This is a genomic window from Stenotrophomonas maltophilia (genome assembly GCF_004920835.1).
GTDB lineage: Bacteria > Pseudomonadota > Gammaproteobacteria > Xanthomonadales > Xanthomonadaceae > Stenotrophomonas > Stenotrophomonas maltophilia_AQ.
Genome location: NZ_QFHO01000026.1, coordinates 36,538 through 56,793, shown reverse-complemented (window position 1 = coordinate 56,793; position 20,256 = coordinate 36,538). Strand labels below are relative to the sequence as shown.

Below are 20,256 nucleotides of genomic sequence, written 5' to 3'. Positions count from 1 at the left end.
CATCGACAAGGGGTGCGACGTGGCTGGATTGAATGAATCGTTGAACGCACTGATGGGCATCGACGGCGCGCAGGCAGTAGCGTTGGTCGACTACGAGAGCGGCATGCTGCTGGGCGAGGCCGGTGCCGGCATGGACATGGAAGTGGCCGCCGCCGGCAACACCGAAGTGATCCGCGCCAAGATGAAGACCGCCGCATCGCTGAACCTAAACGACAGCATCGAGGACATTCTGATCTCGCTGGGCAAGGCGTACCACATCATGCGCCCGGTGGCGAAGAAGCAGGGCCTGTTCTTCTACATCGTGCTGGATCGTACCAAGTCCAACCTGGCACTGGCCCGGCGCAAGGTGCAGGACGTGGAGGCCGAACTGGCGATCTGAGCCGGTAGTGCCGGCCGCTGGCCGGCATCTGCATCGATCCATCGACGATCCAGGTGCTGCCGGCCAGCGGCCGGCACTACCTTCGCGCTCGACGGCATCGCACACGCCAGCGTATGGTGGAGACGGTCCTCCACGGGTACGTCGTGCATGTCCGAGCCTGTCATCGCAACCATACTGGCGCCGCGCATCGCCGGCGCCATCCGCGATGGTTTCGAGGATTACCATGCCCGTTTCGCGGCGATCACCGTTCGCGCCCGCCTGCGCTTCGAGCAGCGCGACTGGGCTGGTGCCCGCCAGGATGCGGTCGAGCGCATTGCCCTGTACGACCTGTGCATCGCCGAACAGATGGACGCGCTGCGTCGCCTGGCCGGAGAGGTGATCGGCGAGCGCGCGCTGTGGCTGCAGGTGCACGCGGAGTACAGCGCGCTGCTGCAGGGGCTGATCGACGCCGAGCTGTACAAGACCTTCTACAACACGTTGTCGCGGCGGCTGTTCGCCACTCGTGGCGTGGATCCGGCGCTGGAGTTCATTGCTTTTGATGTCGAACCGTCCGATGCGATCACCCATCCGGTTGCCCGGCATACCTATGCGGTCTCGCCGACGCGACCGGTGGAGGCGCTGCAGCGGGTGCTGGCCGATTACCGCTTCGATATTCCCTATGCCCACCAGCTGCGCTGTGCGGCGGCGATTGCCGTACGTCTGCAGGACGATCTCGCGCATTGGGGCGACACGCCGGTGCGCAGCATCGAGCTGCTGGATACCGTGTTCTACCGCGAGCGCCGTGCTTATCTGGTCGGCCGGGTGTTCGGCGAGCATCGCTTCTCGCCGTGCGTGATCGCGCTGGTCAATGACGAGCGTGGCCTGCGTGCCGATGCGGTACTGACCCGGCGCCGCGATGTCGCCCACCTGTTCGGCGTTTCGCGCAGCTATTTCCAAGCCGATCTGGCCACGGTGGGTGATGCCGTGGTGTTCCTGCGCAGCCTGCTGCCGGGCAAGCCGATCGACGAGATCTACACCGTGCTGGGGCGGGCCAAGCAGGGCAAGACCGAGCGCTACCGAACCTTCTTCCGCCACTTCAACGAGCATCCGCAGGAACGGCTGGTGCATGCCGAAGGCACGCCGGGCATGGTCATGGCGGTATTCACTCTGCCCAGCTACCCGCTGGTGTTCAAGCTGATCCGTGACCGTTTCTCCTGGCCCAAGGCGATGTCGCGGCAGCAGGTGGAAGAAAAGTATGCGCTGGTGTTCAACCTGGATCGTGTCGGCCGCCTGCTTGATGCGCAGCCGTATCGCCACCTGCGGTTCCCACGTGACCGCTTCGCTCCGGCATTGCTGGAGGAACTGCTGCAACAGTGCGCGCAGAGCGTGCGACTGGATGGCGACGAGGTCGAGATCAACCTGTGCTACGTGCAGCGCCGCTTCCGCCCGTTGAATCTCTACCTGCGCGAGCAGGGCGGGGACGCGGTGCGCGCGGCGGTGCTCGACTACGCGCAGGCAATCACCGACATGGCGCGCAACAACATCTTCCCCGGCGACATGCTGCCGAAGAACTTCGGCGTCTCGCGGCATGGCCGTGCGGTGTTCTACGACTACGACGAGCTCTGCCTGGTCAGTGACTGCGTGTTCCGTGCCTGGCCGCAGCCGTGTACGCCGGAGGAGGCCATGGCCGACGAGCCCTGGTTCCATGTGGGGCCGCGCGATGTGTTTCCCGAGCGTTTCGGCCCGTTCATGGGCCTGCCGGGCGGAGAGCTGGCAGCGGTGCGCGAGCACTACCGGCACCTGTTCGACCCGGGCTGGTGGCAGGGCCTGCAGGAACGCTTCGCCCACGGTGACTATCCGGATACGCCGCCCTATGCGGGCGCACACCGGCTGGCGTGATTGCCATTGTCATTGCCAGCTGCAGCGCCGCCTGCGGTAGGCTTGGCACTCCAAGCACAAGGAGTGAGTGTAATGCGGTCTTCCCTTTTCCTGGCCCTGACGCTGGCCCTGGGCAGTGGTGTCGCCTGCATCGGCGTGGCCGACGCACAGACCGCGCGTGAAGTACGCAAGCAGCTCGAGGCCAGCATGACGCTCAGCGGCATCATCAATATCGGCCGCGAAGGCCAGGTGGAAGGCTTCCAGCTGGATCGCCGTGAGAAGGTTGCCGCCGACGTGGCGGCAATGGTTGACGGCACGGTCAAGGGCTGGCGCTTCGAGCCGGTGCTGGTCGATGGCAAGCCTGTGCTCGCGCGCACCGCTGTCCGCTTGCGCCTGTTGGCCGAGACCCTGACCGGCAATACCATGCAGATCCGGGTGGTCGATGCCAACTTCGGCAGCATCGACAATGAACAGACGCGGCCCAGCGACGACGTAAGTGCGGCGAAAATGCGCCCGCCGGCGTACCCGGAACGGGCGGCTTCAATCCGTGGCCAGGGCGACGTGATACTGCTGGTCAAGGTGGGACGCGATGGCAAGGTCGCCGATGTGATCGCCGAACAGACCAACCTGGCGGTGGTCGCTCCCGAGCGCACCATGCAGATGCTGCGCGATGTGCTGGCAAAGTCCAGCGTGGCGACGGCCCGGGGCTGGACATTCAATCCGCCGACCACCGGTGAGTACAGGGATCGTGAGTTCTGGACCGTGCGGGTGCCGGTCCGCTATGCCTTCGACCGGAAGGAAGAGCGGTATGGCCGATGGTCGGCCTACATTCCGGGGCCGCGCCAACAGGCGCCATGGAAGACAGGCGAAGACGAGAAGGCGTCCGGTACCGATCTACTGCCCGAAGGTGGCGTCTACATGGTCGGCCGCAACGACGGCCCGCGGCTGCTGACGCCGCTGGGGTGAGGGCGCGTGGAGGCGGTGCCGGACGTATCCGGTGCCGCCTCAGTCCGCGTACGGGTACACCACCACCCGGTTGCGGCCCTGTTCCTTGGCCAGGTACAGCGCCTTGTCGGCCAGCCGCAGCGCCTGCTCGGCGTCGACATGGAAGCTCGGGAAATGCGCCACGCCCAGCGACACGGTGATGGTGCCGACCGGCTCGAACGGATGATCGGCAATATGCTGGCGCAGGCGCTCGCCGGCCTGCCGCGCCGATTCGGTGCCGATGCCCGGCAGCAACAGCAGGAACTCTTCGCCACCGGCGCGGCAGAGGATGTCGCTGTCGCGCGAGTAGCGGCGCATCTGGTCGGCGATGTGGACGATGGCGGCGTCGCCGACGTCATGGCCGTGGCTGTCGTTGATCGATTTGAAACGATCGATGTCCAGCGCCAGGATCGCGAACGGGATGCGCTGCACCTGCAGCGCATCCAGCGCCTGCTGGAGGCCGCGGCGGTTGAGCAGGCCGGTCAGTGGATCGGTGCGGCTGGCGCGGTTGAGCGTGCCGATCCGGTCCTGCAGCGCGTTGAAGCTGTGCAGTACCGCCTGCTTGAGCTGGGCGACCTCGAAATACCAGGCACGAATGCCGCTGACGTGGTTGATCGCATTGCCGGTGTCCTCACCGCCCTGCACGTTGCGCGCCAACTGCCATAGCGGCAGCGAGATGCGGCGCGCAAACCACCAGGTGATCAGCAGCGACAGCAGGCCCAGCGGGATCGCGTTCCAGATCACTGCGGTCATCAACCGCGACAGCGGCTGCAGGGTGGATTCGGTCGGGCGCTGGGCGATGATGCCCCAGCCGGTGGCCGGCACCGGTGCATAGCCGGCCAGCATCGACACCCCGCGGTTGTTGCGCACCTGCTGTGCACCGCGTTCGCCGCGAATCACCGCCTTCACCGCCGGGTTGCCGACCACATAGTCACCCACCCGCTTGCCATCGGCGTGGTACAGCAGGCGGCCGTGGCGGTCGACCACGTACAGGTAGGAACCGTCGCGGTAGTAGTGCTTGCCCAGCAGCGTATGCAGCGCGCTGCGCTGGCGCAGGTACAGGGTGCCACTGACATAACCGCGATAGTGGCCCTGGCGGTCGAAGATCGGGTGCGACAGCGAGACCAGCAGCTTGCCGGTGGCCGACTGGTACGGGTCGCTGATCATCGGCTGGCGCGCCGCCAATGCGGCGTTGTTGCCGACGCTGTGCAGGATTTCACCCTGCAGCTGCAGGGTCTGTGGAGAGGTGGCGATCACCAGGCCGTCGGCATCCACCACCAGCGATGAGTTGAAGCTGTTGGTCTGCAGCTGCAGGCGGCTGGCTTCGTCCTGCGCCTGTACCCGATCGAGGTCGCTCTGGCCGAGCCGGGTGGCGGCGTAGGCCAGCTCCTGCTGTGCGGCCAGCAGGAAGTTCTGGGTGGTCTCGGCCAGCTTGGTGGCATAGACACGGTTCGCTTCCAGGGTGTTGCCGACCAGCTGGTCGCGCTGCACCCGGTAGCTGGCCAGCAGGGTGTTGGCCAAGGCAATGATGGCACTGAGCAGGGCCAGGGCAAGGATCAGCTTGCCCAGGTTGAGGCGGGGCGAAATCAGGCGCATGCGGGGCAAACGGAGGCGGAGGGCGCTCAGCGCGGGCAGGTGCCGGCGGAGGCGGGGCTGCATTATCGCCACAAACGGGGCCGCCGCGGGTGAAGTGCGCGCCCCGCGCAGGGCTCACCGTTGCAGGCGTTGGCGCAGGATGTTCCTGATCTGCCCGGCACGCTCTTCGCTCAGTGGCGCAAGTACGCCGCGTGCCTGCGTAGGGATATGTGCGCTGGTCGACATATTGGCGTCGAACACATAGTGATCGAACATCACACGCCACTGCGCGCGCTGCGCTTCGGGCAGATCGCGCAACGCCAGGATCGCCAGCATCAGTGCGTTCATTGGTGAGTCCATCCATGACGGCACCGGGCGCCACCAGCTGTTGATCAGCACGTTGAAGGCATCCAGCCCTTCCATGTGGTGCCACCAGAGTGAAGGAATGAAGACGGCGTCGCCTGGCTCCAGTTCCGCCACCTGCGCCTGTGCCTGGCCGAAGCGTGGGAAGCGCTCGAAATCCGGTGCGTGGAAGTCAACCAGGCTGATGGCCTGGCCTGCCGGGGTGAGATCCAGAGGGCCGATGTAGAGATTGCGCACCTGGTCGGGAGCGAACAGGGTGACCCGGCGACGTCCTGCGGCCACGCAGGCCAGGTTGTCCGGCACATCCTGGTGGGCGGCGATGCGCGAGCGGTTGCCTATCCAGATGCTGGTCAGCGGGTCAGCCACGCCCAGCTGCAGCGGATTGGCCTCGGCCAGGCCAGGCAGGAAGCTGTCCAGGGTGGTCGATGCCACGTAGATCGACGGTGGAGACGGTTCGTGGGCGTACCTCAGCAGCGTGGCCAGCACCACTTTCAGCGGCACCTGCTCGCGGCGGAAGTTGAAGCCGCTCATGTCCTCGTTGTAGAACAGCCGCCCACCCGCTCCCGGCGCGGCCGTGGTGGCGGTCACCGGCATCTGCCCGTGATCGAACAGGGCAAGGTGGGCCACCGCCTCGGCGGCGGACCGGCGCGCGGCGGCCACCAGTGGCCAGTGTGCCACCAGCCCACGGATCACCTTGGGTGTGGTCCAGGTGGGCAGCTGCTCGTGCAGCTGCGCCGGGCCCAGGTCATGCACTTCATCGATGGGGCGGGGTTGGGCCAGCATGCGCGCAAATCCGGAGCGGTGTGTAGAGCCGAGCGTACGCTCGGCTCCGTCGGGATGCACGGCCCCGTCCCGGCCCGGCAGGGCCGAGCCGGCGCTCGGCTCCACGGCCCTGCAACAGGTCAGAACTTGTAGCGCACGCCGAACATGTAGCGTGGGCCGGTCTGGGTGGCGTAGCGCAGCATGTTGGTATGGCGCGAGTACGTGCGCATGGTCTCGTCGGTGAGGTTGATCGCCTCCAGGCTCAGTGTCAGCTGGTCACTTACCGCGTAGCTGATGTTCAGATCGAGCTGGCCATAGGCGGCAGTGTAGTTGGGATTGGGCCCCTGGCCGCCGATGCCGTTGAGGAACTTGTCGCGCCAGTTGTATGCCGCGCGGATCTGCCAGGCATTCTTGTCATAGAAGGCGACAACGTTGGCCGAGTCGCTCAGGCCGATCATCGGGTACTGGTCACCCAGGCTCAGGTTGTTGAAGGTCAGCCCCGACTTCACCTTGGTGTAGTTGGCCGCTACGCCGAAACCGGACTGGCCGAACAGGTGCTGTACCGCCACTTCCCAGCCATCGAGATGGTCCGAGTGCTGGTTGGCGGGCACGGTGACGTCGAAGCCGGCGATCGGATCTCCCGGCAGGCCGGTGATGGTGCCGGTCTTCTGACCCGCCGAATTGGTGCCGGTGTAGGTCACGCCGGGATCGCCGGCATGGTTGGTGAAGATATAGTCGCGGATGCAGGGCATGTCGGTGGTGCCGCAGCCGGAGGCCAGTGCCTCGTTCCAGTACGCACCGCCCACCGGGGTGTGCAGCGTCCCGGTGTTCTCGCGCACGATCGTGTCGCTGATGAAGTTCTTGATGTTCTTGCGGAAGAATCCAACCGAGGCATAGCTGGCCTCGCCGTAGTACCACTCCAGCGACAGGTCGAAGTTGTCCGAGATCAGCGGTTCCAGGCCCGGGTTGCCACGACTGGCGGTACCGCCCTGGGTGCGCACGATGTCGGCCAGCGACTGGCCGCTCTGGATCTGGGTCCAGCTGGGACGGCCCAGCGTGCGGCTGTAGCTGCCGCGCAGTGCCAGCGATTCGCTGAGGTCCAGCTTCAGGTCGACGTTGGGCAACACGTAGTCGTACTTGCCACGGCCACCGATGAAGCTGCTGTCGGCCGCATAGACGATGTTCAGCTCGTTGGCCGAGCCCCAGCTGATACCGGTGGGCACGCGAACCATCGCGTTCGATTCCACTTCGGTGCGCTCATAGCGCACGCCGGCGGCTACGTGCAGCGGCATCGACCAGTCAAAGCTGGTGCGGTACTGCAGGTAGGCACTGCGGGTCTTCTCGGTGGTGCGGATGTCCTCTGAATACTCGCTGGGCGCGTAGTAGCAACTGGGGCATGCCGGATCGGATGCGGTGCCGACCTGCGCGGCGCGATCGATCAAGCGGTCGAAGTCGAAGACCAGGAACTGGCCGGTCAGGCGCGGATCGCTGTGGCCGGAGAATGCCTTGAAGTACTTGGCCATGTTGTCCGCATACCAGATGTCATCGGCGTAGTCGGACGGCGTTCCCAGGCCACCCCAGGTATTGCGCTGCATGATCGCCGAGGCCGAGCGGTTCTCCACCTGGGCGTGGCCGATGCCGAAGTCCAGGGCCGAATAGTCTGCGAAGCGGAAGGTGCCGCGGCCCTGGTACTGCTGCACCTTGGACTTGTTGTAGCTGTTCTGGAATACCGACCCGGTCACCAGCGCATCGGATGCCTGCACGCCACCGGGCGGCAGGGCGATGTTGATGATCGGCAGGTCGCCGCTGTAGTCGACCGTGGTCTTGCCGCGCACGAAGGCCGCCACGCCCAGCACGCCGGCAGAACCATACGGGCTGTCCGGCTTCGATTCGGCGGTGGAGTTGTGTGCATCGAACGACAGGTCCAGCGCATCGTTCACTTCCCAGTCCACGTTGAAGCCCAGCGAATGCATGCCGGTCTTGGTGGCCAGCTTGGCGCCACCCATCGACACATCGGAGTTGGTCATGTCCTCGCTGTAGATGATCGGCGCGGCCACCGGGCCGCTGGTCCAGGTACTGTCGCCGGGGCCGTAGTTGAACCATACCGACAGTTCGCTACGCTGCTGCTGCACCTTGTTCTCGACATAGGTGTAGTCCAGCGTGGTCGTCACATTGTCGGCCGGCTTCCACTGGAACGTAGCCTGCGCGTTGGTGCGCTGGCGCTGCACGCCATTGACGTTGTAGGCGGTGTTCTGCGGGCGTGCGTACACATCGTCCGGCCCGGGCCGGTTGGTGATGCGATCGGCGTAGCCCCGGCCAGGCTGCGGCAGCGCACGCCAGTCCGTGGTGTTGTTGCCGTACAGGGTCGCCCAGCCCTCGGCCACCGTGGCCTGGTTGAAGCCCGAATCGCGCTCCTGATGGCTGGCACTGAGGGTCACGCCGAAGCGGTCATCGGCGTAGCGCTGGCTGAAGATGCCCGACAGCTCGCCGGTGATGTTCGAGCCCTGCAGCGTGCGCGGCAGGTTGTCGTTGGATGAATCATTGACCGCCTTCAGGCCCAGGCTGATCACCGGCTCCGATTCCAGCGGGCGCATCGTCTTGATATTGATGGTGGCGCCGATGCCGCCAGCCGGATTGTCGGCGCGGCTGGTCTTGTACACCTCAACGGCCGAAACCGATTCGGATGCGAGGTTGGCGAAGTCGAACGAGCGCGAGCCGTTGAGGCCGCCACCGCCGTTGCCAAGGTTGGATGCAGGCATCTGTCGGCCATTCAACAACACCAGGTTGTAGTCCGGGCCGATGCCGCGCACGGTCACCTTGGAGCCTTCGCCGCTGGAGGTGCGGTCGATCGACACGCCACTGATGCGCTGCAGCGACTCGGCCAGGTTGGTGTCCGGGAACTTGCCGATGTCCTCGGCGACGATGCCATCGACCACGCCCTGGCTGTCGCGCTTGAGGTTCATCGACGACTGCAGGCTGCCGCGGATACCGGTGACCTGCACGGTATCGAGCGTGGCTGGGTCGGCAGGGGCGGTGGCGGGCGCGTCCTGTGCCCAGGCCGGAGCGGCCAGTGCTGCAAGCAGCGCGGAAGTGAGCATCGTCTTGCGAGGTACTGCCGTGTACGTCTTCATGGAAGCTCCCTCCCCAGGGAATTCGGTTGTGTCGGTGCGGCGCTGTCGTGATCGCGGTTACTGCACGTGGCCGGATTGGAGCGACGGTTGACAGCGTTGTCAACAAACTGCCATCAAGTGCGCCTGACCAGCGGTCGTGCCGGCCGTGATGTAACCGTTGCCATGGGCCCGCTCGCACCGATGAATTGCCTTAAAGGAAGGCATCTGCAGCGGTTTTCAAGGTATGACAGCGCTGCCAATCCGATTGCGGAAAAGCGTTGTGCGGTGCAGAACGAAACTGCGCGGATGGCGGTGCGGAACCTTGCCAGGACGGGGTGCAGCGAGCTGACAGCGCTGGACAACCCGGAGCGGCGTCGCATGTCGCACATGACCGATGGATGGCTTTAATCACTGACCGGGAGGACAGGCTTTGGACACAGCAACGACCGTCAGCGGACAGCACATGCAGGGCAATACCCGCGCGCTGGCTGTGGTGACCGCGATCTTCTTCATGTGGGGCTTCCTCACCTGCCTCAACGACATCCTCATTCCGCACCTGAAGGCCGCCTTCGCACTGACCTGGGTGCAGGCGATGCTGATCCAGTTCACCTTCTTTGGCGCGTATTTCCTGATGTCACTGCCGGCCGGCCGGCTGGTGGCGGCGGTCGGCTACAAGCGCGGCATCGTCGCCGGCCTCGCGATCGCCTGCGTGGGTGCGCTGATGTTCTGGCCGGCGGCGGCCGCACACGTGTACAGCCTGTTCCTGGCGGCGCTGTTCGTGCTGGCCACCGGCATCACCGTGCTCCAGGTGGCCGCCAATCCATACGTTGCGCTGCTCGGTGACGAGCGCACCAGCTCCAGCCGGTTGACCCTGGCGCAGGCGATGAACGCGCTGGGCACGACGCTGGCGCCACTGTTCGGCGGCCTGCTGATCCTCTCGGCGCAGCCACGCAGCGAGGATGAGCTGGCCCTGCTGCCGCAGGCCGAAGCACTGGCCTATCGTGCGGCCGAAGCACAGTCGGTGCAGCTGCCGTACTTCGGCCTGGCGGTGGCGCTGTTCCTGCTGGCTGCGGCGATCTGGATGTTCCGTCTGCCCACCATTGCGGGCGTGGAGGGGCGCATCAGCGGCGAAGGCCGCGTGTGGGATGTGCTGCGCCATCGCCACGTGCGCCTGGGGGTGCTGGCCATCTTCTGTTACGTCGGTGCCGAGGTATCCGTCGGCAGCGTGCTTGTTAACTTCCTGTCCTCGCCGGGCATCGGCCAGGGCCTGTCCGAACAGGAGGCCACCGGCTATGTCTCGCTGTATTGGGGCGGTGCGCTGGCCGGCCGCCTGGTGGGTGCCGCACTACTGGCACGCTTGGACGCACGCCAGTTGCTTGGCCTGTTCGCACTGATGGTGATGGTCTTGCTGGGCATCACGGTCACCGCCAGTGGCGGTGTGGCCAAGTGGGCCGTGGTCAGCATCGGTCTGTTCAACTCCATCATGTTCCCGACCATTTTCGCCCTGGCCATCGCGCGCCTCGGCGCACTCACAGGAAAGGCCTCCAGCTTGCTGGTGATGGCCATCGTTGGTGGCGCGGTCATTCCGCTGGCGATGGGCTGGCTGGCCGATAGCTACGGCCTGCAGGTGTCTTTCCTGCTGCCGATGCTGTGCTACGTCTACATCGCCTTCTATGCATGGAACGGCTCACGGCTACCGGCGCCGTGAGCCACGTGTTGCCGTTGTCAGCGCCGGCGTGGCGCGGCAGTCGATTCGCGATCCAGCACCGCATGTTCAACCGTGATCATGCGACCAGCGGCCTCGGCACGGATGTGCTCGATCAACTGCTCGGTTGCCAGCCGGCCCATGTAAGCGGTCGGCTGGCGCACCGTGGTCAGCGCCGGGTAGATGTGCCCGGCGATCGGCGTATCGTCGAAGCCGCACACCGACAGATCGCGTGGTACGCGCAGTCCACGCTCGCCAGCCACGCGGTACACCGCCGCGGCCATGTCATCGTTGGCCGCGAAGATCGCCGTTGGCGGGTCGACCAGGTCAAGCAGGGTATTGGCGGCGTCCACGCCCGATTCGAACGAAAACTGGCCTTTGACCACCAGCTCCGGGTCGTAAGCGATGCCGGCCTCGCGCAGCGCCTGGCGGTAGCCGGCGTGGCGCCACTGGCAGGCCCCATGTGCGCGTGGGCCCTTGATGTGGCCGATGCGCCGATGGCCCTGCGCGACCAGGTGGCCAATCAGTTCGATCACCGCTGTGGTCTCATCCATGCGTACGCCGATGCGGCCTTCCGGGTGGCGCGGCGCGATGCAGGCGAAGGGAATTTCATGCTCCTCCAGATAGGACAGCACCACCTCGTCATCGGTCAGCGGCGGGATCAGCACGACGCCGTCGGGGCGCGAATTCTCGAACAGCGCGGCCAGGTCGGGCAGGGTGCGGCGGCCGGTGCCGACCGGGCCCAGGATCAGGTTGTAGTGCTGCGCATGGCAGGCTTCCAGCATGCCGCTCTGGATTTCCATCAGGTAGTTGCGCGAGGGATTGTTGTAGACCAGCGCCAGCGCATACGAGCGCTGGCCGGCCAGGCTGCGTGCCGACGGGTTGGGCTTGTAGCCCAGCCGTGCCACGGCCGACAGCACCCGTTCGCGGGTCTGCTCGCGCACGTTCGGCTCGTGGTTGAGCACGCGGGACACGGTCTTGATCGAAACCCCGGCAACGGCGGCGACATCCTCGATTCGACTGCGCATGGTGCGATGGATCCTCCTGGAAGGCGGCGGGCACGCGGCGATGGTAGAGCGTGGTGGCCCGGTCGGTGTTGCCGAAGCAGGCGGATGTTGCCACGACAGGAGGTGCGCTGGCACGTCCCGATTCCTTGTCGCGATGCAACACACGGGCACCACTGTAGCGCGCTTGTGATGTGCCGGGGCCCGTGGTTGAGGGGCGGCCACCACAGCGCGCACGAGCAACGATTGACAGTACGGGAGCGGGCTTATATGACAGCGCTGTCAGGAACGGCACTCAGGTGCCCGCGCTGTCGTGCTGCTGCAGCCCCGCACGCCAGGAACTTCATCCACGGAGGTAGAACCCAGTGAATCGCCCCACCCAGACCCTTCTTGCCAGCTGCCTGCTGGCGGCCCTTGCCGCGCCCGCCGGTGCCGCACCGGCCAGCGGCGAACGCCTGCAGGACTGGCCGCACGTGCAGAGCGCGATCACCGCCGACGCGGACATCGAAAGCCGCGTGCAGAAGATCCTTTCGCAGATGACGCTGGCGCAGAAGATCGGGCAGATGACCCAGGCGGAAATCAAGACGATCACGCCCGAGCAGGTGCGCCGCTACTACATCGGTTCGGTGCTCAACGGCGGCGGCTCCTGGCCGGGCATGGACAAGCACGCCAGCGCGCAGGACTGGCTGAAACTGGCTGATGCGTACCACGCCGCCTCGCTGTCAACAGACGCGAAGACGCCGGTGCCGGTCATCTGGGGCACGGACGCAGTGCACGGCCACAACAACGTGCTGGGCGCGACCCTGTTCCCGCACAACATCGGCCTGGGCGCGGCCGGTGATCCGGAACTGATCGAGCGCATCGGTGAGGCGACGGCGCGTTCGGTGCGCGCCACCGGCATCGGCTGGGTGTTCGCGCCCACCCTGGCCGTGGCCCACGACCCGCGCTGGGGGCGCACCTACGAAAGCTATTCGTCCGATCCGGCGGTGATCCGCAGCTTCGCCCATGCCTACGTCAAGGGCGCGCAGGGTCGCTTCCACGACGACGGCAACGTGATCACCACCGCCAAGCACTACCTGGGCGACGGCGCCACCGACAACGGTCGCGACCAGGGCGAGGCGTTGGTCGACAAGGCGACGATGATCAACGTGCATGCACAGGGGTATTACGGCGCGCTGGCCGAAGGCGCGCAGACAGTGATGGCGTCCTTCAACAGCTGGAACGACCGCGCCGCCGGTATCGACTACGGCAAGATGCACGGCAGCAAGGCACTGCTGACCGATGCACTGAAGGACAGGATGGGCTTCGACGGCTTCGTTGTCTCCGACTGGAACGGCATCGCCCAGGTGCCCGGCTGCCGCAACGACAGCTGCGCGCAGGCCATCAACGCCGGCATCGACATGGTGATGGTGCCCGACGACTGGAAGGCGTTCATCGACAACACCATCGCGCAGGTCAAGAGCGGCGAGATCCCGGTGGCACGCATCGACGATGCAGTCACCCGCATTCTGCGGGTGAAGCTGCGCGCCGGGCTGTTCGAGCGCAAGCCGTCCGACAGCCGCTATGCCGGTGATGCCAGCGCAGTGCAGCACCGCGACCTGGCGCGCCGCGCGGTGCGCGAATCGCTGGTGCTGCTGAAGAACGAAGGCAAGCTGCTGCCGTTGCGCCGCGATGCGCGCGTGCTGGTGGTCGGCAAGGGCGCCGACAGCATCGGTGACCAGTCCGGTGGCTGGTCGCTGACCTGGCAGGGCACCGGGAACAACAACGCCGATTTCCCCAATGCCGATTCGGTGCTCGGTGCGCTGCGCGCGGAACTGGGCGCAGACAAGGTCAGCTTCAGCGTCGACGGCCAAGGCGTCGATCCGAAGGCCTTCGATGTGGTGCTGGCGGTGATCGGTGAGACGCCGTATGCGGAAACCAACGGTGACATCCTCGCCTCGGACACCGTGAGCCACAGCCGCGCCTACCCGCAGGATCTGGCCGCGCTGAAGGCCGCGGCGGCGACTGGCAAGCCGGTGGTGACGGTCTACATGTCCGGTCGGCCGATGTACACCAACGACCTGCTCAACCTGTCCAGCGCCTTCGTTGCGGCCTGGCTGCCGGGCACCGAAGGCAAGGGCGTCACCGATGTACTGGTGGCGGGCAAGGGCGGAACGCCCGCGCATGACTTCCGCGGTCGCCTCAGCTTCCCGTGGCCGAGCGTGCCTTGCCCGGCGCCGATCGACCAGCCCGATGCGAAGAAGCCGCCGTTGTTCCCGCTGGGCTATGGCCTGAGCTACGCCAGGAGCGGCAAGGTTGCTACGCTGGGCGAGTCCAATCCGGACAGCTGCGGTGAAGTGACCCTGCTGCCCATCTTCAACCGCGCCGACACCCCGCCGTTCGCTCTGCACGTGGCCGCGGCCGGTGCCACCCAGCCGCTGGGCAACGATCTGAATTCCACGCTGCGCTGGCCGACCGCCACGCCGGTGGTGCAGGTGCGCACCGTGCAGGTGAACACCCAGCAGGACGCCAGGGAAGTGACGTGGCTGGCCCCGGCGCAGCTGATCGCGCGCAGTACCTCACGCCGCAACCTGGGCGCGCTTGCGCGCAGCAATGGCGCACTGCAGTTCGACGTGCAGCTGGTGAAGCGCCCGGCATCGCCGGTGAAGGTGACCATGCAATGTGGCACCGGCTGCGAAGGGGGAGTGGACATCGCCCCGCTGCTGGGCAAACTTTCGCCCGGGCAGAAGCAGACGGTGACCGTGCCGCTGGCGTGTTTTGCAAAGCAGGGTGTGGATCTGGGCGCGGTCGAAGCACCGTTCGTGGTGAGCGCGGACACGCCGTTCGCCGCGGCGTTCACCCAGGTCAAGCTGACCGCCAACACGGCCAATTCGGAGGGCGCGGTGGCCTGCCCGTGATCTGGATGGATGCGCCGGGCCATGCCCGGCGTGTCTGTGACCGCGCGCGGTGATGCATTCCGCCGGGCATGGCCCGGCGCTACCGGTAGATCCACGCCACGCGTGGATGGGCCGTCCCGAAAACAAAAAAAGCCCCGCAGTGCGGGGCTTTTCTCTTACCGCTTCATCGAACCGAAGAACTCGTCGTTGGACTTGGTGTTCTTCATCTTGTCGAGCAGGAATTCCATCGCGGCCATTTCATCCATCGGATGCAGCAGCTTGCGCAGGATCCAGATCTTCTGCAGCAGTTCCGGCTCGATCAGCAGGTCTTCGCGGCGGGTGCCGGAACGATTGATGTCGATGGCCGGGAACACGCGCTTTTCAGCGATGCGGCGGCTCAGGTGCACTTCGCTGTTGCCGGTGCCCTTGAACTCTTCGTAGATCACCTCGTCCATCTTCGAGCCGGTGTCGACCAGCGCGGTGGCGATGATGGTCAGGCTGCCGCCTTCTTCCACGTTGCGCGCGGCACCGAAGAAACGCTTCGGGCGGTGCAGGGCGTTGGCATCGACACCACCGGTCAGCACCTTGCCCGAGCTCGGCACCACGTTGTTGTAGGCGCGGGCCAGGCGGGTAATCGAGTCCAGCAGGATCACCACGTCCTTCTTGTGCTCGACCAGGCGCTTGGCACGCTCGATGACCATTTCGGCCACCTGCACGTGGCGCGCGGCCGGTTCGTCGAAGGTCGAGCTGATGACCTCGCCGCGCACGGTGCGCTGCATTTCGGTCACTTCTTCCGGGCGCTCGTCGATCAGCAGCACGATCAGGTGCACGTCAGGATGGTTGGTGGTGATGGCCGTGGCCACCTGCTGCATCATCATCGTCTTGCCGGCCTTCGGCTGGGAAACGATGAGCGAGCGCTGGCCCTTGCCCTGCGGCGCCATCAGGTCGAGGATGCGGCCGGTGATGTCTTCCGACGAACCGTTGCCACGCTCCAGGGTGAAGCGGCGGCGCGGGAACAGCGCGGTCAGGTTCTCGAACAGCACCTTGTTCTTCGATGCTTCCAGCGGCTCACCGTTGATGGTGTCCACGATCGACAGCGCGAAGTAGCGCTCGCCGTCCTTGGGGAAGCGGATGCGGCCGGACAGGTGGTCGCCGGTGCGCAGGTTGAAGCGACGGATCTGGCTGGGCGAGATGTAGGTGTCGTCCGGGCCGGCCAGGTAGCTGGCTTCGGCCGCGCGCAGGAAGCCGAAGCCGTCCGGCAGGATTTCCAGCACGCCGTCGGCGGCAACGCCGTCACCATGGCGGGTCAGCACCTTCAGCAGGGCGAAGATCACGTCCTGCTTGCGCGCGCGCGCCACGCCTTCGGAGATCTGCAGCTGCTCGGCGATCTCCAGCAGCTTCTGTGCCGGCATGCGCTTGAGGTCGCTCAGCGAGTAGACCGGGAAACCTTCCGGCACGCTGGCATGCGGACGCGGCACGAAGGGCTGCTGCTCGCCGTTGTCGTTGGGCATGCCGTCATCGCGGAAGCGACCACCGCCACCGCCGCCGTTGCGATCACGATCGCGGCGGTTGCGGAAACGGTCGCGGCGATTGCCCTGGCCCTGACCCTGCTGGTTCTGGTTGTACGGGTTCTGGTTCTGGCCACCACCCTGGTGGTTCTGCTGCCGCGGCTGGCCGGATTCGCGGCCCTCACCACTGTCACCGCCGCCACTGCTGGCAGGCGCCTCGGCGGCGGGCGCGCTCGGCGCGGGAGGCGCTGCAGCCGGTGCCGGCGCTTCGGGCGCGGCTGCCAGCGGCAGGGTGGGCTGCGCCGGGGCGGCGCTGGTTTCGGCGGCGGCCGGAGTGGCAGCCTTGGCTACGCGGGGCTTGCGCACGCGCTTTTCGGCGGGCGCTTCGGCGCTGCCGGTTTCGGGAGTGTTATCGGACAAGAGCGTTATTCCTCGCTTGAAGGTGCGAGCGCCCGGCTGGGGCGGCGAACGTTGGGAATGGGTCTGGAAGAAACTGCGTCCAGAGGGTGCGGCACGCGAACGCGGCCGGATATGCCGACACTATCATCGGCCCGCGGCGCCGTGCAAGGGTCACCGGGAACTGCATTCATGCTGGCGCGGTATGCGCCCACCGGCAGCCGCGGGTGGCGGCCGCCGGTGTTGTCACGCAGGATCAGGCCAGAGCCTTGTCCAGCAGGCCGGCCAGCTGGGCCTTGCCCACCGCGCCGATCTGCTCGCCGACCTTCTCGCCGTCCTTGAATACGACCAGGTACGGAATCGAGCGCACGTGGTACTTGGCGGCCAGCGCACGGTTGTGGTCGACGTTGACCTTGGCGATCTTGGCGCGGCCCTGGTAGGCGTCGGCCAGTTCGTCCAGCGCCGGGGCGATCATCTTGCACGGGCCACACCACTCGGCCCAGAAATCGACCAGCACCGGCTCCTTGGAATTCAGCACTGCGCTATCAAAGTCGGCGTCGCCGACATGTACAACCTTGTCGCTCATCTTGGTTTCTCGTCTTGGATTGCACCCGGCGATGCCGGAGGTGGGTGAACTGGGCCATGCCCGGTGGCGCGACCCTCGTCGTTGCCTCGCGGCGCACTGCCGCGGTGCGTTCGGCGGGATGCCTGGACGCTCACGGCCGGCAGTGTACCCCTATCGCAGGGCAGGGACAGGCGCCGGCTGGAACCCAGCGTATCGTGATCGCTTCGATGCCTGATATGTGTCGGATTTCACTGTCCTCCTGTACATGGGGTTGGCAGCGGGCGACACCAGCGCCTCCGGCACGGCTGTTCAAGTCCGGTGTTGCTGGGTGAAGGGTCAGCGTCTCCCTGTGTGGTGAGACGCGTCATTCCGGTTTGTCGGCCCGAGTGCGTTAAACTGGAACATTGAGCGGCGCGCGGACCCGGTGGTCCCGGCCCGCCGACCCGCCGCAGGGGCCGCAGTTTGCGACGGTGCCCCCAGACGATGCAGTGCCGCCCGCCCGCTGGCCGGTGGCCATACCAAGACGGACTCATGAGCGACAAACCGCTGACCGATTTGACCTTTTCCTCCTTCGAGCTGCATCCGGCCCTGCAGGCTGGCCTTGAAGGAGCCGGATTCACCCGCTGCACCCCGATCCAGGCGCTGACCCTGCCGGTCGCGCTGCCCGGTGGTGATGTTGCCGGCCAGGCCCAGACCGGCACCGGCAAGACGCTGGCATTCCTGGTCGCTGTCGTGAACCGCCTGTTGACCCGTCCGGCCCTGGCCGATCGCAAGCCGGAAGACCCGCGCGCGCTGATCCTTGCGCCGACTCGTGAACTGGCCATCCAGATCCACAAGGACGCGGTGAAGTTCGGTTCCGACCTGGGCCTGCGCTTCGCGCTGGTCTACGGCGGCGTCGACTACGACAAGCAACGCGAGCTGCTGCAGCAGGGCGTGGACGTGATCATCGCCACCCCGGGTCGCCTGATCGACTACGTCAAGCAGCACAAGGTGGTTTCGCTGCACGCCTGCGAGATCTGCGTGCTGGACGAAGCCGATCGCATGTTCGATCTCGGCTTCATCAAGGACATCCGCTTCCTGCTGCGCCGCATGCCTGAGCGCACCACCCGGCAGACCCTGTTGTTCAGCGCCACCCTCAGCCACCGCGTGCTGGAGCTGGCCTATGAGCACATGAACGAGCCGCAGAAGCTGGTGGTCGAGGCCGAGACCATCACCGCCGCCCGCGTGCGCCAGCGCATCTACTTCCCGGCCGACGACGAGAAGATCCCGCTGCTGCTGGGCCTGCTGTCGCGCAGCGAAGGCGCCCGCACCATGGTCTTCGTCAACACCAAGGTGTTCGTCGAGCGCGTGGCCCGTTCGCTGGAAAAGGCCGGCTACCGTGTCGGCGTGCTGTCCGGTGATGTGCCGCAGAAGAAGCGCGAGAGCCTGCTCAACCGCTTCCAGAAGGGCCAGCTGGAAATCCTGGTGGCCACCGACGTGGCTGCGCGCGGCCTGCACATCGACGGCATCAAGTATGTCTACAACTACGACCTGCCGTTCGATGCCGAAGACTACGTGCACCGCATCGGTCGTACCGCGCGCCTGGGTGAAGAAGGCGATGCGATCAGCTTCGCCTGCGAGCGCTACGCGATGGGCCTGCCGGACATCGAGGCCTATATCGAGCAGAAGATTCCGTCCGAGCCGGTCACCAAGGAACTGCTGACGCCGCTGCCGCGCCCGGAACGCCCGGCCCCGGCGGCAGGCGAGGAAGGCGATGACAACGAAAGCGTCGGCCAGATCTTCCGCGAAGCGCGCGAAGCCCGCGCCGCCGAGGAAGAGCGTCGGGGCGGTGGCCGTAGTGGCGGCCGTTCAGGCAGTGGCGGTGGCCGCGGTGGTCGTGACGGCGAGCGCAGCGGCGAACGTCGCCCGCGTGGCCCGCGCAAGCCGCGCGTGGAAGGCGAGCAGGCTGCCGCCACCCCGGTTGCTGGCGCCGAGGCTGCCGTGACCCAGGCCCCGCGTCCGCCGCGCCCGCCGCGTGCCGAAGGTGCACCGGACGTGGCAGTGGATGGCGAGCACAAGCCGCGCAAGCGCCGTCGTCGTCGCCACGGCCGTCCGGTCGAAGGCGCCGAAGGCGTGCAGGCCACGGCCGGCAATGGCGCCAGCCCGGTCACCCCGGTGCAGGTGGTGGCCAAGCCGGTGCGCACCGCCGCCGATACCGGTGATTCGTTCCTGACCCGCATCGGCCGCAAGATCCGCCGGATGCTGTCGGGCAGCTGATCGGCGCCGCCGATCAGCGGGTAGCGCCCGACCGTTGGTCGGACGACCTTGAAGGGTGTGCCGACCAACGGTCGGCACCCACCGAGCCGAGCATTGGCTCGGCTCTACAGCCTTGATGCCGCAGGTAGCGCCGGGCCATGCCCGGCGAGCGCAGCGGCAGATCGAAAAATCCGCCGGGCATGGCCCGGCGCTACCGATCCGCGGCGCCGCTCCTGCATAATCGGGGTATGAGTGTCCTGCGCTTCGACAATGTCAGCAAACAGTACGCCGGTGGCCACGAGGCGCTGACCGATGTCAGCTTCGAGGTCGCGCCGGGCGAGATGCTGTTCGTCACCGGCCATTCCGGTGCGGGCAAGAGCACCCTGCTCAAGTTGATCCACCTGGACGAGCGGCCCAGCCGCGGCGCGGTGGTGTTCGACGAGCGCAACCTGCTGAAGGTGCGCGGCGGCGATGTACCCCGCCACCGTCGCGCGGTCGGTGCGGTCTACCAGGACCACCGTTTGCTGATGGACCGCTCGATTGCCGAGAACGTGGCACTGCCGCTGATCCTGCGCGGTACCCGCCGTGGCGACATCAACAAGCGGGTGCGCTCGGTGCTGGAGCGGATGGGCCTGGGCCATCGCGAGAAGGCGCTGCCCTCGCAGTTGTCCGCCGGTGAGCAGCAGCGCGTCGGCATCGCCCGCGCCATCGTCGGCGAACCCAAGCTGCTGGTGGCCGACGAGCCGACGGGCAACCTCGACCCGACCCTGGCGGCGGAGATCATGGCGTTGTTCGCCGAGCTGCCTTCGCGCGGCACCAGCGTGCTGGTGGTCAGCCACGACCTGCCGCTGCTGCGCCGCATGCGCAAGCGCGTGCTGATCCTCGATCACGGCCGGCTGGTGGATGACATCTCGCCGCAGGACCTGGCGGAGTAACC

At 66.5% G+C, this 20,256-nt stretch carries 13 protein-coding genes; 7 read left to right on the top strand and 6 right to left on the bottom strand.

Annotated features, from left to right (window positions below; translation table 11 throughout):
* Positions 1–19 precede the first annotated feature (19 nt).
* The 3 genes from DI041_RS16530 (at position 20) to DI041_RS16520 (ending at position 3,202) form a co-directional block, all read left to right on the top strand.
* A complete protein-coding gene (locus DI041_RS16530) occupies positions 20–379 on the top strand; it encodes a hypothetical protein (protein ID WP_012512293.1) in 360 nt (119 codons plus the stop codon).
* A 147-nt stretch (positions 380–526) separates the two neighbouring features.
* Positions 527–2,257: a bifunctional isocitrate dehydrogenase kinase/phosphatase gene (aceK, locus tag DI041_RS16525; protein WP_136639419.1), complete on the top strand. Its 1,731-nt coding sequence runs from the start codon at positions 527–529 to the stop codon at positions 2,255–2,257.
* 72 nt (positions 2,258–2,329) lie between these two features.
* Entirely contained in the window at positions 2,330–3,202 is an 873-nt protein-coding gene (locus DI041_RS16520) for an energy transducer TonB (protein ID WP_046986064.1), read from the top strand.
* A 39-nt stretch (positions 3,203–3,241) separates the two neighbouring features.
* On the opposite strand, the gene DI041_RS16515 is transcribed toward DI041_RS16520, so the two are convergent.
* The 3 genes from DI041_RS16515 to DI041_RS16505 all read right to left on the bottom strand — a co-directional run bounded on the left by DI041_RS16515 (position 3,242) and on the right by DI041_RS16505 (position 9,051).
* Positions 3,242–4,816, bottom strand: a complete 1,575-nt coding sequence (locus DI041_RS16515; protein WP_046986063.1) for a sensor domain-containing diguanylate cyclase — start codon at positions 4,814–4,816, stop codon at positions 3,242–3,244.
* Between the two features lie 114 nt (positions 4,817–4,930).
* Positions 4,931–5,941 (bottom strand): cupin-like domain-containing protein, encoded by a 1,011-nt coding sequence (locus DI041_RS16510; protein WP_136639418.1) that lies wholly within the window; start codon positions 5,939–5,941, stop codon positions 4,931–4,933.
* Positions 5,942–6,060: 119 nt separating this feature from the next.
* Positions 6,061–9,051: a TonB-dependent receptor gene (locus tag DI041_RS16505; protein ID WP_136639417.1), complete on the bottom strand. Its 2,991-nt coding sequence runs from the start codon at positions 9,049–9,051 to the stop codon at positions 6,061–6,063.
* Positions 9,052–9,493: 442 nt separating this feature from the next.
* Between DI041_RS16505 and DI041_RS16500 the strand changes: the two genes are divergently transcribed.
* Positions 9,494–10,738 (top strand): sugar MFS transporter, encoded by a 1,245-nt coding sequence (locus tag DI041_RS16500; protein ID WP_136639416.1) that lies wholly within the window; start codon positions 9,494–9,496, stop codon positions 10,736–10,738.
* A gap of 17 nt (positions 10,739–10,755) precedes the next feature.
* On the opposite strand, the gene DI041_RS16495 is transcribed toward DI041_RS16500, so the two are convergent.
* Positions 10,756–11,763, bottom strand: a complete 1,008-nt coding sequence (locus tag DI041_RS16495; RefSeq protein ID WP_046986059.1) for a LacI family DNA-binding transcriptional regulator — start codon at positions 11,761–11,763, stop codon at positions 10,756–10,758.
* A gap of 341 nt (positions 11,764–12,104) precedes the next feature.
* Between DI041_RS16495 and DI041_RS16490 the strand changes: the two genes are divergently transcribed.
* On the top strand, positions 12,105–14,636 hold the full coding sequence (locus DI041_RS16490) for a glycoside hydrolase family 3 protein (protein WP_136639415.1): 2,532 nt from the start codon (positions 12,105–12,107) through the stop codon (positions 14,634–14,636).
* A 155-nt stretch (positions 14,637–14,791) separates the two neighbouring features.
* Here DI041_RS16490 and rho read toward each other — a convergent pair whose 3' ends face one another.
* Complete coding sequence (gene rho / locus DI041_RS16485; RefSeq protein WP_136639414.1) at positions 14,792–16,543, bottom strand: transcription termination factor Rho; 1,752 nt, start codon at positions 16,541–16,543, stop codon at positions 14,792–14,794.
* Positions 16,544–16,775: 232 nt separating this feature from the next.
* Positions 16,776–17,105, bottom strand: coding sequence for a thioredoxin (gene trxA / locus DI041_RS16480; protein ID WP_005411275.1), 330 nt, complete (start codon positions 17,103–17,105; stop codon positions 16,776–16,778).
* A 510-nt stretch (positions 17,106–17,615) separates the two neighbouring features.
* Between trxA and rhlB the strand changes: the two genes are divergently transcribed.
* The gene (rhlB, locus tag DI041_RS16470; protein WP_046986056.1) at positions 17,616–19,340 is read left to right on the top strand and encodes an ATP-dependent RNA helicase RhlB; all 1,725 of its coding nucleotides are present in this window, start codon (positions 17,616–17,618) and stop codon (positions 19,338–19,340) included.
* 227 nt (positions 19,341–19,567) lie between these two features.
* A complete protein-coding gene (gene ftsE / locus DI041_RS16465; RefSeq protein WP_005419728.1) occupies positions 19,568–20,254 on the top strand; it encodes a cell division ATP-binding protein FtsE in 687 nt (228 codons plus the stop codon).
* Positions 20,255–20,256: the final 2 nt, after the last annotated feature.

What these genes read in the sequence shown, in the direction of transcription:
- aceK (WP_136639419.1), top strand. Translation starts at nt 527, where the DNA reads ATGTCCGAGCCTGTCATCGCAACCATACTGGCGCCGCGCATCGCCGGC.
- DI041_RS16520 (WP_046986064.1), top strand. Translation starts at nt 2,330, where the DNA reads ATGCGGTCTTCCCTTTTCCTGGCCCTGACGCTGGCCCTGGGCAGTGGT.
- DI041_RS16515 (WP_046986063.1), bottom strand. Translation starts at nt 4,816, where the DNA reads ATGCGCCTGATTTCGCCCCGCCTCAACCTGGGCAAGCTGATCCTTGCC.
- DI041_RS16510 (WP_136639418.1), bottom strand. Translation starts at nt 5,941, where the DNA reads ATGCTGGCCCAACCCCGCCCCATCGATGAAGTGCATGACCTGGGCCCG.
- DI041_RS16505 (WP_136639417.1), bottom strand. Translation starts at nt 9,051, where the DNA reads ATGAAGACGTACACGGCAGTACCTCGCAAGACGATGCTCACTTCCGCG.
- DI041_RS16500 (WP_136639416.1), top strand. Translation starts at nt 9,494, where the DNA reads ATGCAGGGCAATACCCGCGCGCTGGCTGTGGTGACCGCGATCTTCTTC.
- DI041_RS16495 (WP_046986059.1), bottom strand. Translation starts at nt 11,763, where the DNA reads ATGCGCAGTCGAATCGAGGATGTCGCCGCCGTTGCCGGGGTTTCGATC.
- trxA (WP_005411275.1), bottom strand. Translation starts at nt 17,105, where the DNA reads ATGAGCGACAAGGTTGTACATGTCGGCGACGCCGACTTTGATAGCGCA.
- rhlB (WP_046986056.1), top strand. Translation starts at nt 17,616, where the DNA reads ATGAGCGACAAACCGCTGACCGATTTGACCTTTTCCTCCTTCGAGCTG.
- ftsE (WP_005419728.1), top strand. Translation starts at nt 19,568, where the DNA reads ATGAGTGTCCTGCGCTTCGACAATGTCAGCAAACAGTACGCCGGTGGC.